Annotated in this window: 32 protein-coding genes and 2 tRNA genes; 26 read left to right on the top strand and 8 right to left on the bottom strand. The window is 69.9% G+C overall.

The window, feature by feature from the left end; translation table 11 throughout:
• Window positions 1-60: 60 nt before the first annotated feature.
• Both EFJ44_RS11105 and EFJ44_RS11100 read right to left on the bottom strand, forming a co-directional pair.
• The gene (locus tag EFJ44_RS11105) at window positions 61-351 is read right to left on the bottom strand and encodes a DUF8200 family protein (protein WP_125257268.1); all 291 of its coding nucleotides are present in this window, start codon (window positions 349-351) and stop codon (window positions 61-63) included.
• Between the two features lie 113 nt (window positions 352-464).
• A complete protein-coding gene (locus tag EFJ44_RS11100; protein WP_125257267.1) occupies window positions 465-1,067 on the bottom strand; it encodes an LOG family protein in 603 nt (200 codons plus the stop codon).
• Window positions 1,068-1,132: 65 nt separating this feature from the next.
• Between EFJ44_RS11100 and EFJ44_RS11095 the strand changes: the two genes are divergently transcribed.
• Complete coding sequence (locus tag EFJ44_RS11095) at window positions 1,133-1,849, top strand: hypothetical protein (protein WP_125257266.1); 717 nt, start codon at window positions 1,133-1,135, stop codon at window positions 1,847-1,849.
• A gap of 134 nt (window positions 1,850-1,983) precedes the next feature.
• Here the strand turns inward: EFJ44_RS11095 and EFJ44_RS11090 are convergent.
• A tRNA-Asn gene (locus EFJ44_RS11090) sits at window positions 1,984-2,058 on the bottom strand.
• Between the two features lie 72 nt (window positions 2,059-2,130).
• Between EFJ44_RS11090 and EFJ44_RS11085 the strand changes: the two genes are divergently transcribed.
• The 3 genes from EFJ44_RS11085 (at window position 2,131) to EFJ44_RS11075 (ending at window position 4,869) form a co-directional block, all read left to right on the top strand.
• Window positions 2,131-2,925: a TrmH family RNA methyltransferase gene (locus EFJ44_RS11085; protein WP_125257265.1), complete on the top strand. Its 795-nt coding sequence runs from the start codon at window positions 2,131-2,133 to the stop codon at window positions 2,923-2,925.
• Window positions 2,922-3,125 carry a hypothetical protein gene (locus EFJ44_RS11080; protein WP_125257264.1) on the top strand — a complete coding sequence of 68 codons (204 nt, stop codon included), beginning with the start codon at window positions 2,922-2,924 and terminating at the stop codon, window positions 3,123-3,125. Before EFJ44_RS11085 ends, EFJ44_RS11080 begins: the two co-directional genes overlap by 4 nt.
• Window positions 3,126-3,234: 109 nt before the next feature.
• Complete coding sequence (locus EFJ44_RS11075) at window positions 3,235-4,869, top strand: alpha-D-glucose phosphate-specific phosphoglucomutase (RefSeq protein WP_206426903.1); 1,635 nt, start codon at window positions 3,235-3,237, stop codon at window positions 4,867-4,869.
• On the opposite strand, the gene EFJ44_RS11070 is transcribed toward EFJ44_RS11075, so the two are convergent.
• The gene (locus EFJ44_RS11070) at window positions 4,870-5,184 is read right to left on the bottom strand and encodes a hypothetical protein (protein ID WP_125257263.1); all 315 of its coding nucleotides are present in this window, start codon (window positions 5,182-5,184) and stop codon (window positions 4,870-4,872) included.
• A 97-nt stretch (window positions 5,185-5,281) separates the two neighbouring features.
• Here EFJ44_RS11070 and gatB point away from each other — a divergent pair, with 97 nt between their 5' ends.
• From gatB to EFJ44_RS11015, 11 genes are all read left to right on the top strand, one after another.
• On the top strand, window positions 5,282-6,784 hold the full coding sequence (gene gatB / locus EFJ44_RS11065) for an Asp-tRNA(Asn)/Glu-tRNA(Gln) amidotransferase subunit GatB (RefSeq protein WP_125257262.1): 1,503 nt from the start codon (window positions 5,282-5,284) through the stop codon (window positions 6,782-6,784).
• Between the two features lie 84 nt (window positions 6,785-6,868).
• Window positions 6,869-8,152 carry a serine hydroxymethyltransferase gene (gene glyA / locus EFJ44_RS11060; protein ID WP_125257261.1) on the top strand — a complete coding sequence of 428 codons (1,284 nt, stop codon included), beginning with the start codon at window positions 6,869-6,871 and terminating at the stop codon, window positions 8,150-8,152.
• A gap of 7 nt (window positions 8,153-8,159) precedes the next feature.
• Window positions 8,160-8,618: a transcriptional regulator NrdR gene (nrdR, locus tag EFJ44_RS11055; RefSeq protein ID WP_125257260.1), complete on the top strand. Its 459-nt coding sequence runs from the start codon at window positions 8,160-8,162 to the stop codon at window positions 8,616-8,618.
• Window positions 8,618-9,253 carry a RibD family protein gene (locus tag EFJ44_RS11050; protein WP_125257259.1) on the top strand — a complete coding sequence of 212 codons (636 nt, stop codon included), beginning with the start codon at window positions 8,618-8,620 and terminating at the stop codon, window positions 9,251-9,253. Before nrdR ends, EFJ44_RS11050 begins: the two co-directional genes overlap by 1 nt.
• 55 nt (window positions 9,254-9,308) lie before the next feature.
• Window positions 9,309-9,899 (top strand): riboflavin synthase, encoded by a 591-nt coding sequence (locus tag EFJ44_RS11045; RefSeq protein WP_125257258.1) that lies wholly within the window; start codon window positions 9,309-9,311, stop codon window positions 9,897-9,899.
• A complete protein-coding gene (gene ribB / locus EFJ44_RS11040) occupies window positions 9,899-11,038 on the top strand; it encodes a 3,4-dihydroxy-2-butanone-4-phosphate synthase (RefSeq protein ID WP_125257471.1) in 1,140 nt (379 codons plus the stop codon). Before EFJ44_RS11045 ends, ribB begins: the two co-directional genes overlap by 1 nt.
• A gap of 20 nt (window positions 11,039-11,058) precedes the next feature.
• Window positions 11,059-11,496 carry a 6,7-dimethyl-8-ribityllumazine synthase gene (ribH, locus tag EFJ44_RS11035; protein ID WP_241209766.1) on the top strand — a complete coding sequence of 146 codons (438 nt, stop codon included), beginning with the start codon at window positions 11,059-11,061 and terminating at the stop codon, window positions 11,494-11,496.
• Complete coding sequence (gene nusB, locus EFJ44_RS11030) at window positions 11,493-12,017, top strand: transcription antitermination factor NusB (protein WP_125257257.1); 525 nt, start codon at window positions 11,493-11,495, stop codon at window positions 12,015-12,017. The genes ribH and nusB overlap by 4 nt, the downstream gene beginning before the upstream one ends.
• On the top strand, window positions 12,004-12,993 hold the full coding sequence (gene thiL / locus EFJ44_RS11025) for a thiamine-phosphate kinase (protein WP_125257256.1): 990 nt from the start codon (window positions 12,004-12,006) through the stop codon (window positions 12,991-12,993). Before nusB ends, thiL begins: the two co-directional genes overlap by 14 nt.
• 40 nt (window positions 12,994-13,033) lie before the next feature.
• Complete coding sequence (locus EFJ44_RS11020) at window positions 13,034-13,444, top strand: hypothetical protein (RefSeq protein WP_125257255.1); 411 nt, start codon at window positions 13,034-13,036, stop codon at window positions 13,442-13,444.
• Between the two features lie 179 nt (window positions 13,445-13,623).
• The gene (locus EFJ44_RS11015; protein ID WP_125257254.1) at window positions 13,624-15,792 is read left to right on the top strand and encodes a sodium-translocating pyrophosphatase; all 2,169 of its coding nucleotides are present in this window, start codon (window positions 13,624-13,626) and stop codon (window positions 15,790-15,792) included.
• A gap of 88 nt (window positions 15,793-15,880) precedes the next feature.
• Here EFJ44_RS11015 and bamE read toward each other — a convergent pair whose 3' ends face one another.
• Entirely contained in the window at window positions 15,881-16,354 is a 474-nt protein-coding gene (bamE, locus tag EFJ44_RS11010) for an outer membrane protein assembly factor BamE domain-containing protein (protein WP_125257253.1), read from the bottom strand.
• Window positions 16,355-16,441: 87 nt separating this feature from the next.
• Here bamE and EFJ44_RS11005 point away from each other — a divergent pair, with 87 nt between their 5' ends.
• From EFJ44_RS11005 to EFJ44_RS10975, 7 genes are all read left to right on the top strand, one after another.
• Window positions 16,442-16,966 (top strand): ubiquinol-cytochrome C chaperone family protein, encoded by a 525-nt coding sequence (locus tag EFJ44_RS11005; RefSeq protein WP_125257252.1) that lies wholly within the window; start codon window positions 16,442-16,444, stop codon window positions 16,964-16,966.
• The gene (locus EFJ44_RS11000) at window positions 16,963-17,481 is read left to right on the top strand and encodes a YceD family protein (RefSeq protein ID WP_125257251.1); all 519 of its coding nucleotides are present in this window, start codon (window positions 16,963-16,965) and stop codon (window positions 17,479-17,481) included. Before EFJ44_RS11005 ends, EFJ44_RS11000 begins: the two co-directional genes overlap by 4 nt.
• A 94-nt stretch (window positions 17,482-17,575) precedes the next feature.
• On the top strand, window positions 17,576-18,637 hold the full coding sequence (gene plsX / locus EFJ44_RS10995; RefSeq protein WP_125257250.1) for a phosphate acyltransferase PlsX: 1,062 nt from the start codon (window positions 17,576-17,578) through the stop codon (window positions 18,635-18,637).
• Window positions 18,634-19,611 (top strand): beta-ketoacyl-ACP synthase III, encoded by a 978-nt coding sequence (locus EFJ44_RS10990; protein WP_125257249.1) that lies wholly within the window; start codon window positions 18,634-18,636, stop codon window positions 19,609-19,611. Before plsX ends, EFJ44_RS10990 begins: the two co-directional genes overlap by 4 nt.
• A gap of 75 nt (window positions 19,612-19,686) precedes the next feature.
• On the top strand, window positions 19,687-19,995 hold the full coding sequence (locus EFJ44_RS10985; RefSeq protein WP_125257248.1) for an integration host factor subunit alpha: 309 nt from the start codon (window positions 19,687-19,689) through the stop codon (window positions 19,993-19,995).
• Window positions 19,996-19,997: 2 nt separating this feature from the next.
• Window positions 19,998-20,405: a MerR family transcriptional regulator gene (locus tag EFJ44_RS10980; protein WP_125257247.1), complete on the top strand. Its 408-nt coding sequence runs from the start codon at window positions 19,998-20,000 to the stop codon at window positions 20,403-20,405.
• A gap of 60 nt (window positions 20,406-20,465) precedes the next feature.
• Window positions 20,466-20,542: transfer RNA gene (locus EFJ44_RS10975), tRNA-Pro, on the top strand.
• 91 nt (window positions 20,543-20,633) lie between these two features.
• Here EFJ44_RS10975 and EFJ44_RS10970 read toward each other — a convergent pair.
• Together EFJ44_RS10970 and EFJ44_RS10965 are read right to left on the bottom strand one after the other, a co-directional pair.
• Entirely contained in the window at window positions 20,634-20,837 is a 204-nt protein-coding gene (locus EFJ44_RS10970) for a DUF2842 domain-containing protein (protein WP_125257246.1), read from the bottom strand.
• Complete coding sequence (locus tag EFJ44_RS10965) at window positions 20,837-21,088, bottom strand: transglycosylase (RefSeq protein ID WP_125257245.1); 252 nt, start codon at window positions 21,086-21,088, stop codon at window positions 20,837-20,839. Before EFJ44_RS10965 ends, EFJ44_RS10970 begins: the two co-directional genes overlap by 1 nt.
• Window positions 21,089-21,215: 127 nt before the next feature.
• On the opposite strand from EFJ44_RS10965, the gene EFJ44_RS10960 reads away from it, so the two are divergent.
• Window positions 21,216-22,280: a COX15/CtaA family protein gene (locus tag EFJ44_RS10960; RefSeq protein WP_125257244.1), complete on the top strand. Its 1,065-nt coding sequence runs from the start codon at window positions 21,216-21,218 to the stop codon at window positions 22,278-22,280.
• Here EFJ44_RS10960 and EFJ44_RS10955 read toward each other — a convergent pair.
• Complete coding sequence (locus EFJ44_RS10955; RefSeq protein ID WP_125257243.1) at window positions 22,277-23,680, bottom strand: alkaline phosphatase PhoX; 1,404 nt, start codon at window positions 23,678-23,680, stop codon at window positions 22,277-22,279. The genes EFJ44_RS10960 and EFJ44_RS10955 overlap by 4 nt on opposite strands.
• Window positions 23,681-23,951: 271 nt before the next feature.
• Between EFJ44_RS10955 and rplM the strand changes: the two genes are divergently transcribed.
• The 3 genes from rplM to argC all read left to right on the top strand — a co-directional run bounded on the left by rplM (window position 23,952) and on the right by argC (window position 25,941).
• Entirely contained in the window at window positions 23,952-24,425 is a 474-nt protein-coding gene (gene rplM, locus EFJ44_RS10950) for a 50S ribosomal protein L13 (protein ID WP_206426913.1), read from the top strand.
• Between the two features lie 2 nt (window positions 24,426-24,427).
• Entirely contained in the window at window positions 24,428-24,922 is a 495-nt protein-coding gene (gene rpsI / locus EFJ44_RS10945) for a 30S ribosomal protein S9 (protein ID WP_125257241.1), read from the top strand.
• An 86-nt stretch (window positions 24,923-25,008) separates the two neighbouring features.
• Window positions 25,009-25,941 carry an N-acetyl-gamma-glutamyl-phosphate reductase gene (gene argC, locus EFJ44_RS10940; RefSeq protein ID WP_125257240.1) on the top strand — a complete coding sequence of 311 codons (933 nt, stop codon included), beginning with the start codon at window positions 25,009-25,011 and terminating at the stop codon, window positions 25,939-25,941.
• The last annotated feature ends 13 nt before the right edge of the window (window positions 25,942-25,954 follow it).

The following is a 25,954-nucleotide window of genomic DNA, read 5'->3' as shown; positions in this document are numbered from 1 at the left end:
TCCCTGCGAAAAGGGCCGCCCCGAAGGAGCGGCCCTTTCAGTCCTCGAACCTGAACGCGATCAGGCGTTGCAGGTCGCCAGTTGCTCGGCGGAGAGGACCTGACCCTTCCAGGTGAAGGCGGTGACCTTGCCCACGCGGGCGACGACGCGGCGGCAGGCGCGCGCGGCCGGCTGGTTGGCGCCGCCCGTGGCGGTGCAGGTCGCGCCCTCGCAGGTCCAGCCGGCGCCGTCGATGATGGTGCGGCCGGCCGGCGCCGTCGAGGCGTCGGCGAGGGTCAGGGAGTTGGCGGGCGTCTGGGCGACCGCGGGGGCGGCGAGGGCCAGGACGGCAGCGAGGACGAAAGCGCGCATGGGAGGGCTCCGTGAATGATCAGGCATGTGCCGACGGTGGAGGAACGCCTCGCCGCGGCGGCCGTCAAGGTGCGTATCGTTTAAAAACGCACTATGGCCTGATCATTGATCACTTATCGGCGATCATGTTGCAACGGCGCCGCATCGCGACCCGTCGCCACAGCCCTGACCACCTCCTCGAGGTCCGCGTGGATCTCGTAGGCCCCGAGGAAGGATTCGGGCGTCATGCCGGTCTCGATGCTGTGTCGCATGAGGGCGTCGAAGGCGTTCCAGAAGCCGTCGGGGCTGTGGAAGACCACCGGCTTGGGATGCAGGTCCAGCCGCTTCCACGACAGGACCTCCACCGCTTCCTCAAGCGTGCCGACGCCGCCCGGCGCGACGATGAAGGCGTCCGAGGCGTCGTACATCAGCGTCTTGCGCTCGTGCATGGAGGTGACGACGACCGTCTCGACGTCGTCGAACAGCCGCTCCCGGCTGCGGAGGAAGGCCGGCATGATGCCCACCACCCGGCCGCCCGCCGCGTGCGCGGCCCGCGCCGCCGCGCCCATCAGGCCGACCCCTCCGCCGCCGTAGACCAGGCGCCACCCGCGTTCGGCGATCATCCGCCCCAGTCGCGCGGCGCCTTCGGTCAGGGCCGGATCCGCGCGCTCCGAGGAGCCGCAGAAGACGCAGACGGAGAACCCGTCGAAGGGTCGGAGATCGGAAAGGGCGGCCATGGGTCCTCGACAAGGGGGTGCGCCCATGGACATAGCGGAGGACCGATCCCCGCCATAGGCCCCCGATGCTTCGATCCGCCGTCCCCGTCGTCCTCGTCGCCCTGCTGGTCTCGGCCTGCGACCGACCGGAGTCCGCGCCGGGCGACCCGGCGCCGCAGGAGGCCTCGTGGCGCGCGCCGCCCCGCGTGGACCGCGTGGTGGTCACGGGGGGAAGCATCTCGCTGACCGGACAGGCCCAGCCGGGCGGCCGCGTCGTGATGCGGGACGGCGAGGGCCGCGCGCACGCCGCCACCGCGGGGCCCGACGGCGGGTTCGAGCTGGGCCTGCCCGCGTCCCCGCAGCCCATCCTGCTGCGTCCGGAGGATCAGGACGGGCAGCGCGGCTTGCCGGGGCCCGACGCGGTTCTGGTCCTGCCCGACGGCGCCGCGCTGGCGCTCTCTCCCGGCGCCCCCTCACGTCGCCTGGACGGGGGAACGGGCCTGTCCGCGATCGACTACGACGGGCGCATGGTTCTGGTTTCGGGCCGCAAGGACCGCGGGCCCGCGGTCGTGCGGATGGGCGCGGGGGCGGGCATGGAGGTTCAGGTGGACGCCGCCGGCGTCTGGACGGTGCGCACGGACCTCGCGGGCCTCGGCGGATCGATCGTCGTCGACGGGGTCGAGCACGCCCCGGTGCTGGCCCGCGTCGCGCCCGGAACCGTCTCGGCGGCCGGCGGAGGCGCCTTGATCGGCTGGGCCGCCCCTGACGGCGCCCCGCTGTCGACCTGGATTCCGGCGCGTTAACTTCCCGGCAACCAATTCAGCGGAACGAGGGTATCGGACGCCTTTCGCGAGGTCGCCCACCATCACCAGACCCTTCAGGCCCGGCCCTCAACAGGTCGGGTCTTTTTTCGTCCGAAGGTCGGGGAGGTCGAGAGTGGCTCCGCGGGTAGGATTCGAACCTACGACCAGCCGATTAACAGTCGGCTGCTCTACCACTGAGCTACCGCGGAACGGAGGCCCCTCTCGAGAGGGCGGCTCCATAGCAGTGGCCGCGCGCGTCGTGCAACGGTAAATCCGCCGCGATGACCCCCATCCGCGTAGAAGATCCCGACGATCCCCGCGTGGCGGGCTTCCGCGACGTGCGGGAGCGCGACCTGACGGGACGGCGCGGCCTGTTCGTCGCCGAGGGCGCGGTGGTCCTGAGGGCGCTCGTGGCGCCGGGGAGTCGGTGCGCGGTGGAATCGGTGCTGGTCGACGAACGCCGGGTCGGCGCGCTCGCCGACGTCTGGTCGGCCCTGGCCGATTGCGCGCCGGTGCACGTCGCCGCCCAAGGCGTGCTGGACGCGGTCGCCGGCTTCCATCTGCATCGCGGCATTCTCGCGCTGGGGCGCGTGCCGCCACCGGTTTCGCTGGACGAGGTCGCGGCGCCCGGGCCGAGGACGCTGCTGGTCGCGGGCGGCGTCGGCAATCACGACAACATGGGCGCTCTGATGCGCAACGCCGCGGCCTTCGGCGTCGACGCCGTGGTGCTGGACGACCGCTGCTGCGATCCCTTCTACCGCAAGGCGCTGCGGGTGGCGGTAGGAGCGACCCTCAGCCTGCCGATCGTCAGGGCAGGGGGGCTGGACGCCCTGCTGGAAGAGCTGACCCGGAGGGAGGTGGAATGCCTCGCCCTCAGCCCCGCGGGGCGCGAGAGTCTCAAGGACGTCCGCACCGCGCCGCGCCGGGCGGTGGTGGTCGGAACGGAGGGGCCGGGCCTGCCGCCGGAGATCGTCGCGCGGCTGCGCGCGGTGCGGATCGACATGCGGCCCGGGTTCGATTCCCTGAACGTCGCCACCGCCGCCGCGATCGCCCTGCACCAAATCACGCAGCCGTGAAGCTTCTTAACCCTTTGTACACCTTGATGGCCGGCCCGGAATGTGGCGGAGATGCGGCGTCCGGGGAGTTGGGTGTCATGTTCGTCAACATTGTCGGGGCCTTGGGTCGTCATTCGCGCGTGATCATCGGCTTGGCCGTGGTCGTCGCCGCCGTCAGCGCCGCGGGCGCCATCGGCTGGATCACCGCGCCCATCGCCTGAGGGCGGCCGCGGCGGGTTGTGGCCCGCCGGCCCATCTGCGAAGCCGGGCGGGAGCCGCCCGCGCCCGTGCGCGTTCGGCCCGCGTCCACGACCGCCGCCGGAGCCGCAATTGCCCATCGCCGTCCACGCCGTCACGCCCTTCGACGACCAGAGGCCCGGCACGTCCGGACTGCGCAAGTCCACGCGCCGGTTCATGCAGCCCGGCTATCTGCAGGCCTTCGTCCAGGCGATCCTGGAGTGCGATCCTCCGGACCCGGGCGCGACCCTGATCGTCGGCGGGGACGGTCGGTTCTTCGGCCGTGAGGCGGCGGAGACCGTCGTCCGCATGGCCGCGGCGGCCGGATACGCCCGCGTGAAGGTGGGGCGCGGCGCGCTCCTGTCCACGCCGGCCGCGTCGAATCTGGTGCGCGCGACCGGGGCCCAGGGCGCGGTGATCCTGTCGGCCAGCCACAATCCCGGCGGCCCGGACGGCGACTTCGGGGTGAAATACAACACCGCCTCCGGCGGCCCCGCGCCCGAGAGCCTCACGGAAGCGATCTTCGCGCGGTCGAAGGCCCTGGCCGACTGGCGCGTCGAGACGGACGGCGAGATCGATCTGGACCGTCTCGGCGAAACGCGCGTCGGCGGCTGTGCGGTCGAGGTGATCGATCCGGTCACGGCCTACGCCGATCTGATGGAAAGTCTGTTCGACTTCCCGGCGATCCGGGGACTGCTCGCCTCGGGCTTCCGCATGCGGTTCGACGCCATGCACGCGGTGACGGGCCCCTATGCGACCGAGCTGCTCGAGCGCCGGCTGGGCGCCCCGGCCGGAACGGTGATGAACGCGACGCCGCTGCCCGACTTCGGCGGCGGCCATCCGGACCCCCATCCCGAGCATGCGCCCGGGCTGATGGCGGCGATGACCGGGCCAGACGCCCTGGACTTCGGCGCGGCGTCGGACGGCGACGGCGACCGCAACATGATCGTCGGCCCAGGCGGCTTCGTGGTCTCGCCGGGCGACAGCCTGGCGATCCTGACGGCGCTGGCGGACCGCGTGCCCGCCTATGCGGGCGGCGTGGCGGGGGTGGCGCGCTCCATGCCGACCGCGCGGGCCGCGGATCGGGTCGCGAGGGCGCTGGGCGTCGACTGCTTCGAGACCCCGACCGGCTGGAAATGGTTCGTCAGCCTGATGGACGCCGGCCGCATCACCCTGTGCGGCGAGGAGAGCTTCGGCACGGGCTCGAACCATGTGCGCGAAAAGGACGGCCTCTGGGCCGTGCTGTTCTGGCTTAACCTTCTGGCGGCCGAAGGCGTGGGCGTCCGCGAGCTGGTGATGCGTCACTGGACCCGCTTCGGCCGCGACGCCTACCGCCGGGAGGACTACGAGGGGCTGGAGACCGGCCCGGCCGAGGCCTTCATGCAGGCCCTGAGGGGGCGGCTGGACGACGCGGCCGGACGGGCGTCGGGGCCGTTCAGCGTCGTGCGCGCCGACGACTTCGCCTACGTCGACCCCGTCGACGGGGCCGGCGCGGCCGGGCAGGGCGTGCGCGTCATGCTGAGCCCCGACGCGCGCATCACCTACCGCCTGTCGGGCACCGGGTCCTCGGGCGCGACGCTGCGGGTCTACCTCGAGACCTACCTGCCGCCAGAGCGGGCGGACGCCGATGCCGCGGCGGACCTAGACGCCCTGTCGGCGACGTCGCGCGCCTTCGCCGACGTCGGGGACCTGCTCGGGCGAGAGGCCCCCTCGGTCGTCACCGGCTGATCAGTCGGCCGGCAGCGCCTTCAGGTCGGCGTCGATCGCGTCGATCATCTCCTGGGTGACCTGGCCGTCGGACAGCGGCGCGACCTGCTCCAGCGTCATGCCCTCGAACTGGGGCCGGGCCGGATGGTCGGCGATGCCGGGAAGATGCTTCTCCAGCACGGCGGCGGCCTTCTCGTTCTCCAGCAGCTCGCCGATGGTCCAGCCGATGTTCGGCTTGGCGTCCTGGACGGCGGGCACGGCCGGAAGGGCCTGGGCGGCGGGCGCGGCGCCGGCCAGAACGGCGAGCGCGGCGAAGGCGGCGGCGATCTTGGTCATGATGGTCTCCCCGATGGTGGTCCAAGATTGAGCGCGGATATGCGACGGGCTCAAGACGAATGTTCCCCTTCGTCGCCGGGGACGCTAATCAGCGGCCATGACCGACGCCGCCGCCAAATCCAAACTGATCCAGGGCCGCACGGGCCCGTGGGAAATCGTCATGGGGCTGGAGATCCACGCCCAGGTGGCGTCGAACTCCAAGCTGTTCTCGGGCGCCGCCGTCGGCTTCGGGGCCGGGCCGAACGAGCAGGTGTCGCTGGTCGACGCGGGCTTCCCCGGCATGCTGCCGGTCCTGAACCGCTTCTGCGTCGAGCAGGCGGTGCGGACGGGGCTGGGCCTGCGGGCCAGGATCAACACCTTCAGCCAGTTCGACCGGAAGAACTATTTCTATCCCGACCTGCCGACCGGCTATCAGATCAGCCAGCTGTTCCACCCGATCGTCGGCGAGGGCGTCGTCGAGGTCGAGGGCGAGGACGGCGAGTTCTTCGACGTCGGCATCGAAAGGCTGCACCTGGAGCAGGACGCCGGCAAGCTGATCCACGACCTGTCGCCCAGCGAGAGCTACGTCGACCTGAACCGTGCGGGCACGGCGCTGATGGAGATCGTCTCCAAGCCCGACATCCGCACGCCGGAGCAGGCGGTCGCCTACGTCAAGAAGATCAGGACCATCCTGATGTACCTGGGCACCTGCGACGGCGACATGGAGAAGGGCAACCTGCGCGCCGACGTGAACGTCTCGGTCTGCCGCGAAGGCGGTTACGACCGGTTCAAGGCGACGGGCGACTTCTCGCATCTCGGCACGCGCTGCGAGATCAAGAACGTCAACTCGTTCCGCTTCATCGCCCAGGCCATCAACTACGAGGCGCGCCGCCAGATCGAGATTCTGGAGGACGGGGGCAAGGTCGATCAGGAGACGCGGCTGTACGACCCCACCGCCGGCGAGACGCGGTCGATGCGGTCCAAGGAGGAGGCGATGGACTATCGCTACTTCCCCGATCCGGACCTGCTGCCGCTGGAGATCGAACAGGCGTGGATCGACGGCATCAAGGCCTCGCTGCCCGAGCTGCCGGACGACAAGCGCCGCCGGCTGATGAGCCAGTACGGCCTGTCGCAGTACGATGCGGTGGTGCTGATCTCCGAACAGGCCAAGGCGGACTATTTCGAGGAGGCCGCCAGGGGGCGCGACGCCAAGCTGGTCGCCAACTGGGTCACGAACGAACTGTCGGCGCGTCTGGCGGCGGACGGGCGCGATTTCTCCGAGAACACCCTGCCGGCGGCCCACCTGGCGCAGCTGGTCGAGCTGATCGAGACGAGCGTCATCTCGTCCAAGATCGCCAAGGAGGTGTTCGACCACGTCTGGAACGGCGAGGGCTCGCCCGCCGAGGTGGTCGAGAAGCACGGCCTGAGGCAGGTGACCGACACCGGGGCGATCGAAAAGGCCGTCGACGACATCATCGCCGCCAACCCGGACAAGGCCGCCGCCGTCGCCGAAAAGCCCCAGGCCGTCGGCTGGTTCGTCGGTCAGGTCATGAAGGCCACCGGCGGCAAGGCCAACCCCGCCGCGGTGAACGAGATCCTGAAGGCGAAGCTGGGGCTATGAGCCCGCACGGGCGCAAGATGTTGTGGTGAACGACGGCCGGGCCTAGAAAGCCTGACCGTCGATTTCTCCCCAGGATTTCCGCCCGTGACCGCCTCCGCCCGCGACGCCTTCTTCTCGACCGATCTGGCCGCCGCCGACCCGGAGATCTTCAAGGGCATCGAGGGCGAGCTCTCGCGTCAGCAGGAGCAGATCGAGCTGATCGCGTCGGAGAACATCGTCTCCAGGGCGGTGCTGCAGGCGCAGGGCTCGGTCCTGACCAACAAATACGCCGAGGGCTATCCGGGCCGCCGCTACTACGGGGGCTGCGAGTACGTCGACGTGACCGAGAACCTGGCGCGCGAACGGGCCAGGGAGCTCTTCGGCTGCGCGTTCGCCAACGTGCAGCCGCACTCGGGCGCCCAGGCCAATCAGGCCGTGTTCATGAGCCTGCTTCAGCCGGGCGACGTCTTCCTGGGCATGGACCTAGCCTGCGGCGGGCACCTGACGCACGGCAGCCCGGCCAACCAGTCGGGCAAGTGGTTCCGGCCGGTCACCTACAAGGTCCGCGAGGACGATCACCTGATCGACTACGATCACGTGGCCGAGATGGCGCGGGCCGAGAAGCCGAAGCTGATCATCGCCGGCGCGTCCGCCTATTCGCGTCAGATCGACTTCAAACGCTTCCGCGAGATCGCGGACGAGGTGGGCGCATATCTGATGGTCGACATGGCACACTACGCCGGCCTGATCGCCGGCGGCGCCTACGACAGCCCGATCCCCCACGCCCATGTGGTCACCACGACGACCCACAAGACCCTGCGCGGCCCGCGCGGCGGCATGATCCTGTCCAACGACTTGGAGCTGGGCAAGAAGATCAACTCGGCGGTCTTCCCCGGACTGCAGGGCGGGCCGCTTGAGCACGTCATCGCCGCCAAGGCCGTGGCCTTCGGCGAGGCGCTGAAGCCGGAGTTCAAGGCCTATGCCCGCCAGGTGGTGGCCAACGCCCGGGCGCTGTCGGCCGTGCTGATCGAGCGCGGTCTGGCGGTCGTCTCGGGCGGCACCGACAGCCACATCGTTCTGGTCGACCTGCGCCCCAAGGGCGTGACGGGCAAGGCGACCGAGCTGCAGCTCGAGCACGCCCTGATGACCTGCAACAAGAACGGCGTGCCGTTCGACACCGCGCCCTTCACCGTGACCTCGGGCGTCCGGCTGGGCACCCCCGCCGGCACCACGCGCGGCTTCGGCGAGGCGGAGTTCAAACAGGTCGGCCACTGGATCGCCGACGTGGTGGACTCGATGAAGGGCGGCGACGAGGCCGATCCGGCCGTGTCGCGGCGCGTCGCCGGCGAGGTGCGGGCCCTGACCGCGCGCTTCCCGATCTACGGATGAGCTGACGATGAAGTGCCCCTTCTGCGGAAACGCCGACACCCAGGTGAAGGACAGCCGGCCGTCCGACGACGGCGCGGCCATCCGGCGCCGTCGGTCGTGCCCGTCGTGCGAGGGGCGCTTCACCACCTTCGAGCGCGTGCAGCTTCGCGAACTGATGATCCTGAAGCGCAACGGGCGCCGCACGCCGTTCGACCGCGACAAGCTGGAGCGCTCCCTGCGCATCGCCCTGCGCAAGCGGCCGGTCCAGCCGGAGCAGATCGAACAGCTGGTCAGCCGCATCACGCGCCAGCTGGAGAGTCTGGGCGAGACGGAAATCGCCTCCAGCGTCGTCGGCGACTTCATCATGAAGGCGCTGAAGGGCGTCGATGAGGTGGCCTACGTCCGCTACGCTTCGGTCTACAAGGACTTCCGCCACACGGGCGACTTCGCCCGCTTCCTCGGCGACGAGGGACTGGACGAGGGCTGATGCGCCCGCGCGTCACCCTGAAACTGGCGACGTCACTGGACGGACGCATCGCCACGGCTTCCGGCGAGAGCCGCTGGATCACGGGCCCCGAGGCTCGAAACCTCGGCCACCGGCTGCGCGCCGGAAGCGACGCCATTCTCGTCGGCGTCGAGACGGTGCTGGCCGACGATCCGCGTCTGACCACCCGTCTGCCCGGGGATGAGCCAGGTCCTGATCCAGTCCGTGTTGTGCTGGACAGCCGCTTGCGCACGCCCGCGGGGGCCAATCTCGCCCGCGAGGGGACGCTGATTCTGACTACGGCCGAGCCCCGGCCACTCGGTGGCGCCGAGGTCGTGCGCGTGGCGGCCGACGCGCAGGGACGCCCCGCCGTCCCGGCGGTGCTCGACACCCTTGCCGAACGCGGCGTCCGGACGCTGATGGTCGAGGGGGGAGGGCGCGTGGCCGCCGCCTTCGTGGCCGCCGGCGCGGTCGACGCCCTGTGGTGGTTCCGCGCGCCGATCCTGCTGGGGGCCGAGGGGCGGCCCTGCGTCGCGGCGCTGGCGCTTGCAAACCTGGCCGACGCCCCCAAGTTCCGACGCCTCGACGTCCAGTCCGTGGGCGACGACCTGTGGGAACGGTACGAGGCGCTGCGATGACTGGATCCGGACTCTCCGGACTGTCCGGACCCTGTTCTTTCAGTCCGGATCGCTGATGTTCACCGGCATCGTCACCGACGTCGGCAGGGTGCGTGCGGTTTCGCAGACCGATCGCGATCGTCGCTATGAGATCGAGACCGCCTGGGACGTCTCCGGCATCGATCTGGGCGCCTCGATCAGCCACGCGGGCTGCTGCCTGACCGTGGTGGAGAAGGGCCAGGGCTGGTTCGCCGTCGAGGTCTCCAACGAAACCCTGTCGAAGACCACGCTGGGGGCCTGGGCCGAGGGCGATCGCGTCAATCTGGAGCGCGCGGCGCGGCTGGGCGACGAAATGGGCGGGCACGTGGTCTCGGGCCACGTCGACGGCGTCGGCGCCGTCGTGTCCGTGGAGCCCGAAGGCGGGTCGCACCGGGTCACCTTCGAGGCGCCGCCGCCGCTGCACCGCTATGTCGCGGCCAAGGGCTCGATCACCGTCGACGGGGTGTCCCTGACGGTCAACGAGGTCGAGGGACGCCGGTTCGGCGTCAACCTGATCCCGCACACCTGGGATCACACGACGCTGGGGGGGCTGAAGGCCGGCGATCGCGTCAATCTGGAGATCGACATGCTGGCGCGATACCTCGCGCGGTGGCAGGAGACCGCGTGATGACTTCCGTCCTGGCCGCAAACGTGAACGACAGCCCCATCAGCCCCATCGAGGACATTCTGGAGGACGCCCGCAACGGGCGGCCCTACATCCTCGTCGACGCCGAGGACCGGGAGAACGAGGGCGACGTCATCATCCCGGCGCAATTCGCCACGCCGGACCAGATCAACTTCATGGCCCGCCATGCCCGCGGGCTCATCTGCCTCGCCATCACCCAGGAGCGGGCCCGGCAACTGCGCCTCCCGCCCATGTCGGCCGAGAACCGCGAGAGCATGGGCACGGCCTTCACCGTCTCGATCGAGGCGAAGGATGGGGTCACGACCGGCATCAGCGCGGCCGACCGCGCGCGCACGGTTCAGGTCGCGTCGGACCCGACGAAAGGCCCCGACGACATCGTCACGCCCGGCCACGTCTTCCCGCTGGTGGCGCGCGACGGCGGCGTGCTCGTCCGGACCGGCCACACCGAGGCGGCCGTCGACATCAGCCGCATGGCCGGCCTGACCCCCGCCGGCGTGATCTGCGAGATCATGAACGACGACGGCACCATGGCGCGGATGCCCGACCTGGTCGCCTTCGCCCAGCTGCACGGCCTGAAGATCGGCACCATCGCCGACCTGATCGCCCATCGCCGCCGCACCGAGCGGTTCGTGGAACGGGTGATGGACGCGCCGTTCGACAGCGTCCACGGCGGGCCGTTCCGGCTGATGCTGTACCGGAACGCCATCGAGGGGACCGAGCACATCGCTTTGGTCAAGGGCAAGGTCGAGGCCGGCAAGCCGACGCTGGTGCGGATGCATCAGGTCGACTTCGCCGCGGACATCCTGGGCCACGTCGAGGCGCGCCAGAACTATGTGCCGCAGGCGATGCGCGCGCTGAGCGACCATGCCGGCCCCGCCGTCATGGTCTTCCTGCGCGATCCAGAGCTGCAGGGTCTGGCCGAGCGGCTGGCCAACGTCGAGAAGCCGAAGGCGGTCGAACGGTCGCTGCGCAACTACGGCGTCGGGGCGCAGATCCTGCTGGATCTGGGCGTGCGGGACATGGTGGTGATGAGCTCCACCCGCCCCAATCCCACCGCGCTGGAGGGCTACGGCCTGCGCATCGTCGGTTGGCGCGACATGGACGGAGAAGACCGATCGTAAGCGAACCCCTGCGCGTCCTCGTGGTCGAGGCGCGGTTCTATGGCGACCTGGCCGACGCCCTGCTTGATGGGGCGACCGACGCCCTGCGCGCGCGCGACGTGGCGTATGACGTGATCACCGTGCCGGGCGCCCTGGAGATCCCGCCCGCCATCGCCCTTGCCGAAGAGGCCGGCCGCTATCCGACGGCGCCGCGCTATGACGGCTACGTCGCGCTCGGAACCGTGATCCGGGGCGAGACCTATCATTTTGAGATCGTGGCGGATCAGTCCGCCGCGGGGATCATGCAGCTGGGTCTGAAGGGGCTGTGCGTCGGCAACGGGGTGCTGACGACCGAGGATGAGGATCAGGCCTGGGCCCGGGCCCGGCGCAGCGAGGGCGACAAGGGCGGCTTCGCCGCGCGCGCCTGCCTGGACCTGATCGACCTGAGGAGGCGGCTGCGCGTGGGACTGAACGGATGAGCGAACCCAACAGCCTTTCGGCCGTCATGGCCCAGTTGGAAGAGGCGGAGAAGGCCAAGGCCGAGAAGGGTCTGACGGGGCGTCAGCGGCGCGCGCGCACCGTCGCCCGCCTCGCGGCCGTGCAGGCGCTCTACCAGATGGAACTGGCGGGAGAGGGGGTCGAGACCGTCATCGACGAGTTCACCCGGCACCGCTTCGACCGCGACATCGAGGGCCTGACCCTCGCCGAGGCGGACGAGGAATGGTTCGCCGACCTGCTGCGCGGCGTCGTGTCCGGACAGTCCGCGATCGACGCCGCGGTGACGAAGCGTCTGGCCAGCGGCTGGAAGCTGGAGCGGCTCGATTCCACGGTGCGGGCGCTGTTGCGCGCCGGCGCGTGGGAGCTCCGCGAGAAGACGGAGGTGCCGCGCGAGATCGTGATCGACGAGTACGTCGAGCTGGCCAAGGCCTTCTTCGACGAGGCCGAGGCGAGGTTCGTCAACGCCGCTCTGGACGGCGTCGCCCGCGATGCCCGCGATTGACGTCGCCGGCGAGTTCGAGACGATCGAGCGGCTGCTCCGGCCGCTGGCCCACCCTGACTACGCGCGCGGCCTGACCGACGACGTCGCGGTGCTGCCGTCACGGCCGGGCCACGACCTGGTCCTGACCCAGGACGCGATCGTCGAGGGCGTGCACTTCCTCGCCGACGACCCGCTGGAGGCGGTCGCGCAGAAGCTGCTGAGGGTGAACCTGTCGGATCTGGCCGCCAAGGGGGCCGAGCCGTTCGGATACCTGCTCACCTGCGCCTGGTCGCCGCGCTGCGGCTGGCCTGAGCGGATGGCCTTCTGCGACGGGCTGCGGGCGGACCAGAAGACGTTCGGCGTCGCCCTGATGGGCGGAGACACCGTGTCGACGCCGGGGCCGCTGAGCTTCTCCGCGACCCTGCTGGGCTGGACGCCCAAGGGCAGGGCGGTCGGCCGCGCCGGGGCCCGGCCGGGCGACCTGCTCTTCGTCACCGGCACGATCGGCGACGGGAGGCTCGGATTGCTGGCCGCGCAGGACCGCCTTCCTCTGGAGGTCGAGCGGGTCGCCGCCCTGGCCGACCGCTATCGCCGCCCGACGCCCCGGCTTGAGTTCGTCGACGCGATCCGCGCCCACGCCACCGCCTCGGTCGACGTCTCCGACGGCCTGATCGCCGACGTCGGCCGCGTCGCCGCGGCCTCCGGGTTGGCCGTCGAGCTGGACCTGGAGCCGCTGCCGCTGTCGGCCGCCGCCGACGCCTGGTTCCAGGGGCGGGTGGATCCCGAAGGCGCCCTGGTCGACCTGGCCACGGGCGGCGACGACTACGAGATCGCCTTCGCCGCCCCGCCGTCGGCCGAGACCGCACTGCGGCGGGAGGCGGAGCGGCTGCACCTGCGGCTGACGAAGCTGGGGCGGTTCACGCCGGGCCGGGGCGTGACCGCGCGCTGGGGCGGCAGGCCGGTCGGAATCTCGAAGCCCGGCTTCACCCACGGGTGAGTCAACGGAATTGCAACGCGCGCCGGTCAAGCTGCGCCGCATGATCCGCCGCAGCCTCCTGACCGCCGCCGCCGTCCTGGGCCTCGCCCCGCCTGCCCGCGCGGGAGGCGAGGAGGAGAGCGCGAACGTCAGCATCGCCGGCGTGGGCCTGCCGGTCATCTCGGGCGGAAGGGTGCGCAACTACGTGTTCGTCAGTCTGCGCCTCCACCTGTCGCGCGGCGCGGACGCGGCGGCGATCCGCAACAAGGACGCCTTCTTCCGCGACGCGCTGGTCCGCGCGGCGCACCGGACGCCCTTCACCCTGGCGGACGACTGGACCCGCCTGGATTCCCGCGCCATGTCCGCCTCCCTGCTCCAGTCCGCAACCCGCATCGCCGGCGCCCGGCAGGTCGCGCGGGTCGAGATCGTCAGCCAGTCCCCGCGTCGCCGCACGGGCGTGCGGCCCTCCTGAACGGCGTTCATCCGGCGGCTTGCGCGCCGCGTTCCGTGATGGCACGGTTTCGCCGCAATTCCCCAAGGACGCATCGTCCGCGTCCGTCGCGCACGGGGGGACCGGAAGGCGGAAGAAGGTCCTGAGGACCCGCCGCGCCAAGGGTCCGGGCGCTTTGCATCACAGGACTTGGAAACGCCATGACGAACTATCTGTGGCTGGTCATAGCCGCAGGCGCGCTGGGGGTGCTTTACGGCGCCGTCCAGACCGCCAGTCTTCTCAAAGCCTCGACCGGCAACGACCGGATGCGCGAGATCGCCGCGGCCATCCAGGAAGGCGCGAGCGCCTATCTGCGCCGCCAGTACATGACCATCGGCATGGTCGGGGTGGTCATCCTGATCGCCGCCTGGCTGCTGATCGGCCAGTGGGCCGCGATCGGCTTCCTGATCGGCGCCGTGCTGTCGGGCGCCGCGGGCTTCGCCGGCATGCTGATCTCGGTTCGCGCCAACGTGCGCACGGCGCAGGGCGCCAGCGAGAGCCTCGCGCGGGGTCTGGATCTGGCGTTCCGCTCGGGCGCGGTGACCGGCATGTTCGTGGCCGGCGGCGCCCTGCTTGGCGTGGCGGGCTACTATGCCCTGCTGACCGTCGGCATGGGCTTCGAGGGCACCAGCCGGGAGGTCATCGACGGTCTGGTTGCGCTGGGCTTCGGCGCCTCGCTGATCTCCATCTTCGCCCGACTGGGCGGCGGCATCTTCACCAAGGGCGCCGACGTGGGCGGCGACATGGTGGGCAAGGTCGAGGCGGGCATCCCCGAGGACGATCCCCGCAACGCCGCGACCATCGCCGACAACGTGGGAGACAACGTCGGCGACTGCGCCGGCATGGCCGCCGACCTGTTCGAGACCTATGCGGTGACCACCGTGGCCACCATGGTTCTGGCCGCCATCTTCTTCCGCGGCCAGCCGTACGTCGACGTCATGATGCTGCTCCCGCTGCTGATCTGCGCGGTCTGCATCGTCACCTCGATCATCGGCGCCTTCTTCGTCCGTCTGGGCAAGAGCCAGAACATCATGGGCGCCCTGTACCAGGGCCTGATCGTCACCGGGGTGCTGTCCGCGGCGGCCGTGTTCGGCCTGTTCCAGTTCCTGCAGGGGCAGGACCTGCTCGGCCCGGTCACCACGTCGGGCGGGCTGGTCATCGAGCCGATGAACCTGTTCTGGGCCGGCATGGTCGGTCTGGTGGTGACCGCCCTGATCGTGGTCATCACCGAATACTACACCGGCACCAACTATCGCCCGGTGAAGTCGGTGGCCAACGCCTCGGTCTCGGGTCACGGCACCAACGTGATCCAGGGCCTGGCCATGTCGCTGGAGGCCACGGCGCTTCCGGCCCTGGTCATCATCGTCGGCATCGTCGTCACCTACCAGCTGGCCGGCCTGTTCGGCATCGCCATCGCCACCACGACCATGCTGGGCGTGGCGGGAATGATCGTGGCGCTGGACGCCTTCGGCCCAGTCACCGACAACGCCGGCGGCATCGCCGAGATGGCGGGCCTTCCGCCGGAAGTGCGTCATTCGACCGACGCCCTGGACGCCGTGGGCAACACCACCAAGGCCGTGACCAAGGGCTATGCCATCGGTTCGGCCGGCCTGGGCGCCCTGGTGCTCTTCGCCGCCTACACCGAGGATCTGAAGCACTTCTCGGCGGAGGCCCTGCCGGGCAGCTTCTTCGACGGTCTGGGGCCTGTCGCCTTCGACCTGGCCAACCCCTACGTCGTCGTGGGCCTGCTGTTCGGGGGCCTGCTGCCCTTCCTGTTCGGCGGCATGTCGATGACGGCGGTGGGACGCGCCGCCGAATCGGTCGTGGCGGAGGTCCGTCGCCAGTTCCGCGAGAACCCGGGCATCATGACCGGTGAGGTGAAGCCGGAATACGGCAAGGCCGTGGACATCCTGACCTCGGCCGCGATCAAGGAGATGATCGTGCCCTCGCTGCTGCCGGTGCTGTCGCCGATCGTGCTGTTCACGGTCGTGCTGATGCTGCCCGCCACGGAAAAGGCCGACGCCTTCGCCGCCCTGGGCGCCATGCTGATGGGCGTGATCGTGACCGGTCTGTTCGTGGCCATCTCGATGACCTCGGGCGGCGGCGCGTGGGACAACGCCAAGAAGGTGATCGAGGAGGGCTTCACCGACCGCAACGGCGTGGTCCACGGCAAGGGCTCCGAAGCCCACAAGGCCGCGGTCACCGGCGACACGGTGGGCGATCCCTACAAGGACACCTCCGGTCCGGCGGTGAACCCGATGATCAAGATCACCAACATCGTGGCCCTGCTGCTGCTTGCGGTTCTGGCCAGCGGCAAGCTGGGGATCTGAGCCACCGCTCAAACAGGAAAGAGGCCCCGGAGAGCGATCTCCGGGGCCTTCTGCCTTGCGTTGACGGCAAGGGTGGAGGCGGCCCGGATCAGTCCGGGCGGCGTTGGCCGGGCGCGTCCTGGTCCGTCCGCGGCAGCTGGCCGCGGCCGACGTTGCCCAGCAGCTGTTCGAGAATCGTCAGCTCACGGCCGCGGGTCGGCGTCTCGTTGCGGTTCATGCGGACGTCGCGGCCGTCATCCAGGCCGAGAACGCGGACGGCCGCGACCTGATCGCCCTGGAAGACGATCTCGGTCACCGAGCGCTGGGACACCTGCGGCAGATTGAAGGTGTATTTCTCGGTCGTCTGGCTGATGTAGTACCAGATGTCGTCGCCCTCGAAGAGGGAGGTGGCCGAGGGCGTGCCGAGACGGTCGCGGACGCTGGTCTTGGTGTCCGTGCCCACGACGACGTCGGCCGGGACGGCGTCGACCGCCTGATAGCCGTGGACGCCGATCACCGGCGCGCACGCGGAAGCGGTCAGGGCCAGAGCGCCGAGGGCCGAAGCGGTCAGGATGCGGTACATGAAACGTCCATGTGCGGAGTTGCAGGCTTTGACCTAGCCCGTGCGCCGTCCTAGTTCAACGCCGCGGCGGAAAAGGGGCCGCCGACCATGCTGAAGAGACTTCTGGGGCTGAAAAGCCGACCCGACGCGGCCGATCGACTGTACGCCCACGCGGTGGCCCAGGCCCGTGATCCGCGGTTCTACGCCGTCCTGGGCGTCGCGGACCGCATCGACGCCCGGTTCGAGCTGTACGTGCTTCACGTCCAGTTGCTGATCCTGCGTCTGCAGGAACACGGCGAGGAGGGCCGCGAGCTTGCCCAGCGGCTGTTCGACGTCTTCGTCTCGGCGCTGGACAACGACCTGCGCGAACTGGGCGTCGGCGATCTGTCGGTGGCCAAGAAGATGCGCAAGCTGAGCGAACAGGTGTACGGCCGGATGTCGGCCTATGAGCCCGGACTGAAGGGCGAGGCGGGCGTCGACCTGGGGGCCGCCCTGGCGCGCAACGTCGCGCCGGAGACCGCGACGGCCGGTGAAGCTTTGGCGAGCTATGCCCTCGCCGCGCGTGACGCTCTTGCGGCGCAGGAGTTGGGTTCGCTGATTCAGGGGCCCGACTGGCCGGAGGTCGTCCCGTGAGCCAGCAACATCCCTTCAGCCGCCCCGTTCGCCTCCACCAGGTCGGCGTCGGCGTGACCCGTGTCCTTGAAGCCGACGAGGCCGAGCGCAAGGCGATCGCCAGATGGCTGGATCTCCAGGCGGTGGACGCCTTCTCGACGGAACTCACGCTGGCGCCCGCCGAGTTCGGCTGGCTGCTGAAGGGGAGGGTGAAGGCGGAGGTGATCCAGCGCTGCGGCCTGACGCTGACCCCGCTGCCCGCGACGGTCGACGAAGCCTTCACCGTCCGGTTGGTCGAGGCCGACGAGGCGGGAGGCGGCGAGGTCGAGGTGTCCCTGGAGGACGACGGGGCCGACGTGATCGAGGGCGGACAGATCGATCTGGGACACCATGCCGTCGAACAGCTGAGTCTCGCGCTCGACCCCTTCCCGCGCGCGCCCGGCGCCGAATTCGTGCAGCCGGAAGAGTCGGCGGAAATATCGCCCTTCGCCGTCCTGAAGGGCTTGAGGACCGGCGGCGACGCGTCGGAAACTTGACCTCGCGTCGCACGCTTGCATACAGCGGGCGCGCCGGTATCGTCCGCCGCCCGCGCCGGACACGAGCCGAAGGAGGCTCAAAGGCTTGCCTGACATGCTGACCATTTCCGTCGATGCCATGGGCGGGGACCACGGACCGTCCGTGACGGTGCCCGCGGTCGTGGCCTGGCGGCGCCGTCACCCGGCGACGGAGGCGCGCTTCCTGCTGCATGGCGACGAGGCGGCGATCCGGGCCGAGCTGGACAAGGTCGGCGAAGCCGCCGGCGCGGTGGAGGTCCGGCATTCCGACAAGGTCGTGGCCATGGACGAGAAGCCGGCCCAGGCCATGCGTCGGGGCAAGGGCTCCAGCCTGTGGAACGCCATCGAGGCGGTGAAGTCCGGAGAGGCGCACGCCGTCGTGTCGGCCGGAAACACCGGCGCCCTGATGGCCATCTCGAAACTGATCCTGCGCATGTCGGCGCATGGCCTGGAGCGACCGGCCATCGTGGCCAGCTGGCCGAACATGAAGGGCGGCATCACCGCCGTGCTGGACGTGGGCGCCAACGTCGAGAGCGACGCCGAGCAACTGGTCGAGTTCGCCATCATGGGCGAGGCGTTCGTCGGGGCGGTCCACGGCGTGAAACGCCCCACCATCGGCATCCTGAACGTCGGCTCCGAGGACATGAAGGGTCATGAGTCGGTGCGCGAGGCGGCACGCCTGCTGCGAGAGGGCGGCTTCGGTCTCGCCTACAAGGGCTTCGTCGAGGGCGACGACATCGCCAAGGGCACGGTGGACGTGGTGGTCACAGACGGCTTCACCGGCAACATCGCCCTGAAGACGGCCGAGGGCGTCGCCCGCTACATCTTCGCCCAGTTCAAGGGCGCCCTGACGTCCGGCGTGATGGCGCGGACGGGCGCTCTCCTCGCGCTGCCGGCGCTGAAGCGCATGCGCCAGCGGATCGACCCCAGCGCCATCAACGGCGGGCCGCTCCTGGGCCTGAACGGCATCGTCGTGAAGAGCCATGGCGGGGCGGACGCAAAGGGTTTCTCGAACGCCGTGCGGATCGCCGTCGATCTGGCGCGAAGCGATTATCTCGAGAAGGTCGGTCAGAACCTGAGCCAGTTGACCTCCGTGCTCGCCGCGCCGGCCGCCGATGCCGAGGAGAAGTCCCAGTGAGCGTCATCCGCAGCGCCGTGACCGGCGTGGGCGCCTATCTGCCCGAACGGGTCGTGACGAACGCCGAACTGTCGGAGATCGTCGACACCTCCGACGAGTGGATCCAGGAACGGACCGGCATCCGGCAACGTCATCGCGCGGCCGACGATCAACCGACCAGCGATCTGGCCGTCGAAGCCGCCAGAAAGGCGCTGGCCGCCGCCGGGAAAACTCCGGCGGACGTCGATTTGATCATCGTGGCCACGACGACGCCGGACATGACCTTCCCGTCGACGGCGTCGATCGTGCAGCGCAAGATCCTCGCCCCGACGTGCATCGCCTTCGACGTGCAGGCCGTGTGCACGGGCTTCGTCTACGCCATCAGCGTGGCCGACGGCTTCGTCGCGCGGGGTCATGCGAAATGCGCCCTGGTCATCGGCGCCGAAGAGATGTCCCGCCTGATGGACTGGACCGACCGGTCCACCTGCGTCCTGTTCGGCGACGGCGCGGGCGCCGTGGTGCTGGAGCCGGTGGAAGGTCAGGGAACGCCGGCCGACCGCGGCATCCTGGGCTTCTCCCTGCGAAGCGACGGCACCAAGACGGACCTGCTGTACGTCGACGGCGGGCCCTCGACCACCGGGACGGTCGGTCATCTGAGGATGGCCGGCAATCAGGTCTTCCGCCACGCCGTCGTGAACATCGCCGAGGCGGTGACCTCCGCGGCCGCCGCGGCGGGCGTCGAGGTGTCGGAGGTCGACTGGTTCGTGCCGCATCAGGCCAATCAGCGGATCATCCGCGGTGTGGGCGAGCGATTGGGGCTGGACGAGAACAAGGTGGTGTCGACCGTGGCCGACCACGCCAACACCTCCGCCGCGTCGATTCCGCTGGCGCTGGACGCGGCGATCCGGGACGGTCGCATCAAGCGGGGAGACCTGGTGCTGCTTGAGGCGATGGGGGGCGGGCTGACCTGGGGCGCCTGCGCGTTTCGCCTCTGAAACGAAGATTGGCCTTTGAAAATCAGTCCGCATGGCTCTTTATGTCGGCGGACCTGAAGGGCCGAGGGAGGGAAGATGTCCACGCCTGAGACCGTCACCCGCGCCGACCTGTGCGACGCCGTCCATGACGCGGTGGGCCTGTCGCGGGCCGAATGCGCCCAGTTGGTCGAACGCACTCTGGAACTGATCGTCGAAGCTCTGGAACGGGGTGAAACGGTCAAGCTGTCGGGCTTCGGCGTGTTCCAGGTCCGGGACAAGCGCGCCCGCATGGGCCGCAACCCGAAGACGGGCGTGCCGGCGGCGATCAACCCCCGCCGGGTCATCAGCTTCCGCGCTTCGCAGATCATGAAGAGCCGGGTTCACGACGCCCATCTGGCGGTCTGACCATGGCCAAGGCGCCGGACGCCTTCCGCACCATCTCCGAAGCCGCCGAGGACGTCGGCGTGCCTCAGCACGTGCTGCGCTTCTGGGAGACGAAGTTCGCCTTCGTGACGCCTTTGAAACGGGCCGGCGGCCGGCGATTCTACCGGCCCCAGGACCTCGCCGTGCTGCGCGGACTGAAGCGTCTGCTGCACGACGAGGGCATGACCATTCGCGGCGTGCAGAAGCTGCACAAGACCCGGGGCCTCAAGGCCGTCGCTGACGGAGCCGTGCCGGAACCAGAGGTCGGGGCGGCGCCCGAACCGCCGGGCCACGCGCCGGTGAAGGCCTCGACGAACCTGTCCATTCTGCGGGTGGCCCTGGCCCGCGTGGAGGCCGCGCGGGCGCGCTTGGACCGGGCGCTGTCAGCCTGAGGATTTTTCCTCCGATCGGGGTTTGCGCCGGACGCGGCCCCGTCTATAGGGAGCCCCTCTCGGAGCGTGGCGCAGCCTGGTAGCGCACTTGACTGGGGGTCAAGGGGTCGCAGGTTCGAATCCTGTCGCTCCGACCATCTTCCCTTGACCCTTCCGGCCCCATCGCTCGCCACGCGGCGGCTCGACGCTTGAGGCGGTTCGCGAGGCGGTCGCTCGCGACGTTCGCCGTCAGTCCTTTTTCCCGCCCTCGGCCCACTTGAGCAGCGGCAGCAGGGGCACGCCCCAAAGCGTGCCCACGAGGATGAAGTAGAGGGCGTCGATCCAGGCCCCGTCGGGCAGGCGATCGGCGATGAAGATCGCCAGCCAGACGTAGAGCGCGAGGAAGACGACGACGCCCAGGCTGGCGACGGCGCGGCGCGCCCGCGGCGGCATCAGCGCTTCCCCCGGAACAGGAAGTGGGCGAGCAGGCACAGCACCGCGCCGATCAGGCTCCACAGCACCCAGCCCCAGCCGTCCATGCTCCCCAGCGCGAAGACGCGCACGTGCAGGAAGCCGCCGCAGATCGCGCCGACCCCGCCGGCCAGAAGCGCCTGGTCGAGGCTGCGGCGGCCGGTCAGCTGATCGGCCACGACGGCCAGACCGAGCACGGCCAGCAGGGCGACGACGACATCCAGGTGCTGCACGCGGACCGATCCTTCTGCGACATGACGCCCGGCGACTCGCGCTCGACCCAAAGGGCGGGCATACCGCTCCGGGTCGTGTCGCCCGCCGGGCGGACCGCCTTGTACAGTGACGGACGTCGAGCGTCGAATGAACCGTATTTTCACGCCGGACCGCGCGCCCGCGGTGGCCATCTGGCTGTTCACCGTCGCGGCCCTGGTCTTCGCCATGGTCGTCGTCGGGGGAATCACCCGTCTGACCGGCTCGGGCCTTTCGATCACCGAGTGGAAACCGATCATGGGGGCCCTGCCGCCGATGAACGACGCCGACTGGATGGAAGCCTTCCGAAAGTATCAGGAGATCCCCCAGTACCGGGAGGTCAACGCCGGCATGAGCCTGGCGGAGTTCCAGGGCATCTTCTGGTGGGAATGGATCCACCGGCAGCTGGGGCGGTTCATCGGCGTGGCCTTCGCCGTGCCGTTCCTGGTCTTCGTCGCCCTGCGCCGTCTGCCTCGGCGGCTGCTGTGGCGCTGCGCGATCTTGCTGGCGCTGGGCGGGCTGCAGGGCCTGATCGGCTGGTGGATGGTCTCGTCAGGACTGTCGGAGCGCGTCGACGTGGCGCCGGAGCGGCTGGCCACGCACCTGGGCCTCGCCCTGTTGATCTTCGCCGGCCTCATCTGGACGGGGCTGGAGGCGCTCTACGGGGAGGAGACCTCACGCTCTCCGGTCGGATGGAGCCGCGGGGCCGCCCTGCTGCTGGGCGCCGTCTTCCTGCAAAGCCTGCTGGGCGGGCTGGTCGCGGGCGGCAAGGCGGGGCTGGTCTACACCGACTGGCCGATGATGAACGGCGCTGTCTTTCCCCCCGTGGACTGGGCGCAGGGCGGGCTGGCCTTCCTGCACGATCAGGGACTGGTGCAGTTCAACCACCGGGCGGTGGCCTATGGCCTGCTGATCGGCGCGCTCGTCTATGCCGTTCAGGCGTGGCGCTGGCGGCTGGCGGAAGGACTGGGCGCGGCGGCCTTCGCCCTGCTTGGCGTGATCTGCCTGCAGGCCCTGGTCGGCGTCCTGACGCTGGTCCACGCCGTGCCGATCGGTCTGGGCGTCCTGCACCAGGCGGGGGCGGCGATCGTGCTGGGCGTCGCGACGTGGAACCTGTGGCTGGTGCGGCGGTCGCAGCCGCGGCTGTTCGTCAGCGGGCCCGCGCGGCTGCTCTAGCCGCGGACCGTCTCCCACGGGCCGCGGATGGCCAGGGTCAGGCCGGGATACATGATGTTGACGAACAGGGTCTGGTCCGGCGCGAAGCAGGCGCCGGCGAACTCTGCGTTTCCGCGGAAGACGTTGCGGGCGATGGTGTAGACCTTGCCCTTCGGCGTCACGCCCTTGAGGTGGTTGCGGGTCGTCTCCGAGTAGTTGTCCTCGCAGAGGATGAGGTGGCCCCACGGCGCGATCGTGATGTTGTCGGCCATGTTCACCGTCTTCTCGTCGGCGCTCTCGACGAACAACTGCAGGCGGCCCGGCCGGCGGCGTTCGCCCCGCTTGCCTTCCTCGGGCGAGGGCACGTAGCGCAGAACCTGTCCGCGCTTCAGCGGACCGCCCGAGGTGGCGGTCATGTACAGCTCGTCCTTGCCCCACCAGATGCCCTCGCCGCGCGCCACGAGGGCCGCGCCGGCGGCGTGGCCACGCAGACGCAGGTCGCCGTCGGGGGACTCGACGTCTTCCATGTCGATCCAGTCGACCTGGACCCAGTCGCCGACGGCCCAGGTGCGGGCGTCGTGGTTGCGGGTGTCGGTCGCGCCGCGCACGACCATGGCCTGCAGCTTGCCGCCTTCCGCCAGCTTGCCCGGCACGTTCGGGATGAAGCGGTAGAACAGGCCGTCGGCCTTGTCCTCGGTCAGGTAGACGATGCCCGTGCCGGGGTCGACGCAGACGGCTTCATGCTCGAAGCGGCCCATGGCCTTGAGCGGGACGGGATCGACCAGACCCGGCGCGCCGGCGGGCACCTCGAAGACGAAGCCGTGAGGCTTGGTCACGTCGGCGGTCGCGGAGGTCTCCTCCGTTTCCTCGCAGGTCAGCCAACTGCCCCACGGCGTGATGCCGCCGCAGCAATTGGTGGAGGTGCCGGCGAGCGACAGGTGCCGGCGGATCACCTTGCGGGTCCTGAGGTCATAGACGGTCGTCGTCGTGCCGCCCGGCAGGACGCGGCCGTCCTTGTAGGTGTCGTAGGCGCGGTCCGCCGTCAGCAGGTGCAGGCGTTCCTGATGAAAGCCGCCCGGACCCAGGTTGCGGTGCAGCGCGCCGGAGCCTTTGAGCTCGTGGTTGCAGACCAGGGCCACTTCGCGGTCCGACAGGGGGAAGCAGCCCATGCCGTCCGGCTGGCCGGGCATGAACAGGCCGTCGTCCATCGTGTCGCCCGCCTGGGACACGACCTCGTAGGTGAAGTCGGCCGGCAGATCGAGCACGCCGTTCGGGTCCTTGATCAGCGGACCATAGCCCTCGACCTCGTTGACGTAGGTTTCGCCCTCCTGGGCCCGTGCATGGCGAGCGAGTCCCGAGAAGGCGACGCCGGCGGCGCCGGTGGCCATAAGCTGGCGACGGTCGATCAGGTCGAAGGGCATGCAGGACTCCGCGTATGGCGCGCTTATGCCGCGCGGGGAGGCGGGGATCATCACGTTTCCATGAAAGCTGTGGTCCGGACGGAGCCCTGAATGCCGCACGGCGCGGGGTAATTTAATACCGTAATCCAAAAGGGTCGTATATACAGCTAGATAGTGCCGCATCGGCGACGCAGATGGCGTTGACGTCCGCCGGGGCTTCGTCTATCAGCGCGCCTTCCGTCGGCGGTCCTCTCCGGTCAGCCGCATCCCGATCACTGGACCCTTCGTCATGCTGAAGAGCACCACGGCTTCGCTGAAGCCGGCCGAGGTCGAGAAGAAGTGGATCCACATCGACGCCGAAGGCGTCGTGGTGGGCCGCCTCGCGACCTTCATCGCCAACCGTCTGCGCGGGAAGCACCTGCCGACCTACACCCCGCACGTGGATTGCGGCGACTACGTCGTCGTGACCAACGTCGACAAGGTGGTGTTCACCGGCAAGAAGAACACCGACAAGGTCTACTATCGTCACACCGGTCACCCGGGCGGCGTCAAGGAGACGACCCCGGCCAAGGTGCTGGGCGGCCGCTTCCCCGAGCGCGTGCTGGAGAAGGCCGTCGAGCGCATGCTGCCGAAGGAAAGCCCGCTGGCCCGCAAGCAGATGACGCACCTGCGCCTGTTCGCCGGCGCCACGCACGACCACGAGGCCCAGAAGCCCGAAACCATCGACTTCAAGGCGAAGTCGACCAAGAACGTCCGGAGCGCCTGAGCATGACCGACGCCACCACCGAAGCGCCGGCCGCGACCGGCTTCGACGCCCTGAAGGGCATGGGCACGGTCGAGGCCGAAGCCCCCGTCCACGTCCAGAAGCTGGACGCCCAGGGCCGCGCCTATTCGACCGGAAAGCGCAAGAACGCCGTCGCCCGCGTGTGGGTGAAGCGGGGTTCGGGCAAGATCACCGTCAACGGCAAGGAGCTGAACGCCTACTTCGCGCGTCCGGTGCTGCAGATGATGGTCGCCCAGCCGCTGAACGTCACAGACCGCGCCACGCAGTACGACGTGGTCTGCACCGTCGAGGGCTCGGGCCTGTCGGGCCAGGCCGGCGCCATCCGTCACGGCCTGTCGCACGCCCTGACGCACTATGAGCCGGAACTGCGCAAGGTCCTGAAGCCGCACGGCTTCCTGACCCGCGACAGCCGCGTCGTCGAGCGCAAGAAGTACGGCCGCGCCAAGGCCCGCCGCAGCTTCCAGTTCTCGAAGCGCTAAGCCGTCTCACGCGGTTTGGATTTCAGGGGCGCTTCGGGAAACCGGAGCGCCCTTTTTCCGTCCGGCCTTCGGGCGAGAGGGACGACATGACCCACACCATCTTCATCGACGGCGAGGCCGGGACCACGGGGCTGGAGATCCGGGAGCGGCTGGAGGCGCGCGCAGATCTGGAACTGATGCTGCTCGGCGACCGGCGGCGCGACGTCGAGGCGCGGCGCGAGGCGCTGAACAGCGCCGATCTGGTGATCCTGTGCCTGCCGGACGACGCGGCCCGCGATGCCGTGGCCATGGTCGAGAATCCCGAAGTCCGGGTGATCGACGCCTCGACCGCCTTCCGGGTCGATCCGATGTGGGCCTATGGCTTTCCGGAGCTGTCGCCGGAGCGGCGCGAGCGGATCATGGCGGCGAAGCGGGTGTCGAACCCCGGTTGCTATCCCACCGGCTTCCTGGCCCTGATCGCGCCGCTGGTGCGGGCGGGCATCGTGCCGGCGGACCACCCCGTCACCGTCAACGCCGTCAGCGGCTATTCCGGCGGCGGCAAGGCGATGATCGCGGAGTTCGAGGCCGGCACGCCCGATCCCTTCCGGGCCTACGGCCTGACGCTGACGCACAAGCACGTGCCGGAGATGACGAAGCATGCGGGCCTGTCGCGCCCCGTGCTGTTCGCGCCCGCCGTCGGAAACTACCGCCAGGGCATGCTGGTCGAGGCGCCGCTGCATCTGGAGGCCCTGCCGGGCTCGCCCTCGATCGAGGTGGTCCACGGCCGTCTGACCGAAGCCTATGCCGGCGCGCGTTTCGTCGAGGTGGCGTCGCTGGAGGAGACGGAGGCGATGACCGGGCTGACGCCCGAGGGGCTCAACGGCACCAACCGCCTGCGGCTGCACGTCTTCGGCGACCGTGCCGGCGGGCAGGCCCGGCTGGTGGCCCTGCTGGACAATCTCGGCAAGGGCGCTTCGGGGGCGGCGGTGCAGAACCTGAACCTGATGCTGGGTCTGGACGAAGGCGCCGGGCTGACCTGAAACCCCCCACGCG

Origin of the sequence: Brevundimonas fluminis, from assembly GCF_003934285.1 — a bacterium.
Classification (GTDB): Bacteria; Pseudomonadota; Alphaproteobacteria; order Caulobacterales; family Caulobacteraceae; genus Brevundimonas; species Brevundimonas fluminis.
This window is presented reverse-complemented; position numbering and strand designations above follow the sequence as displayed.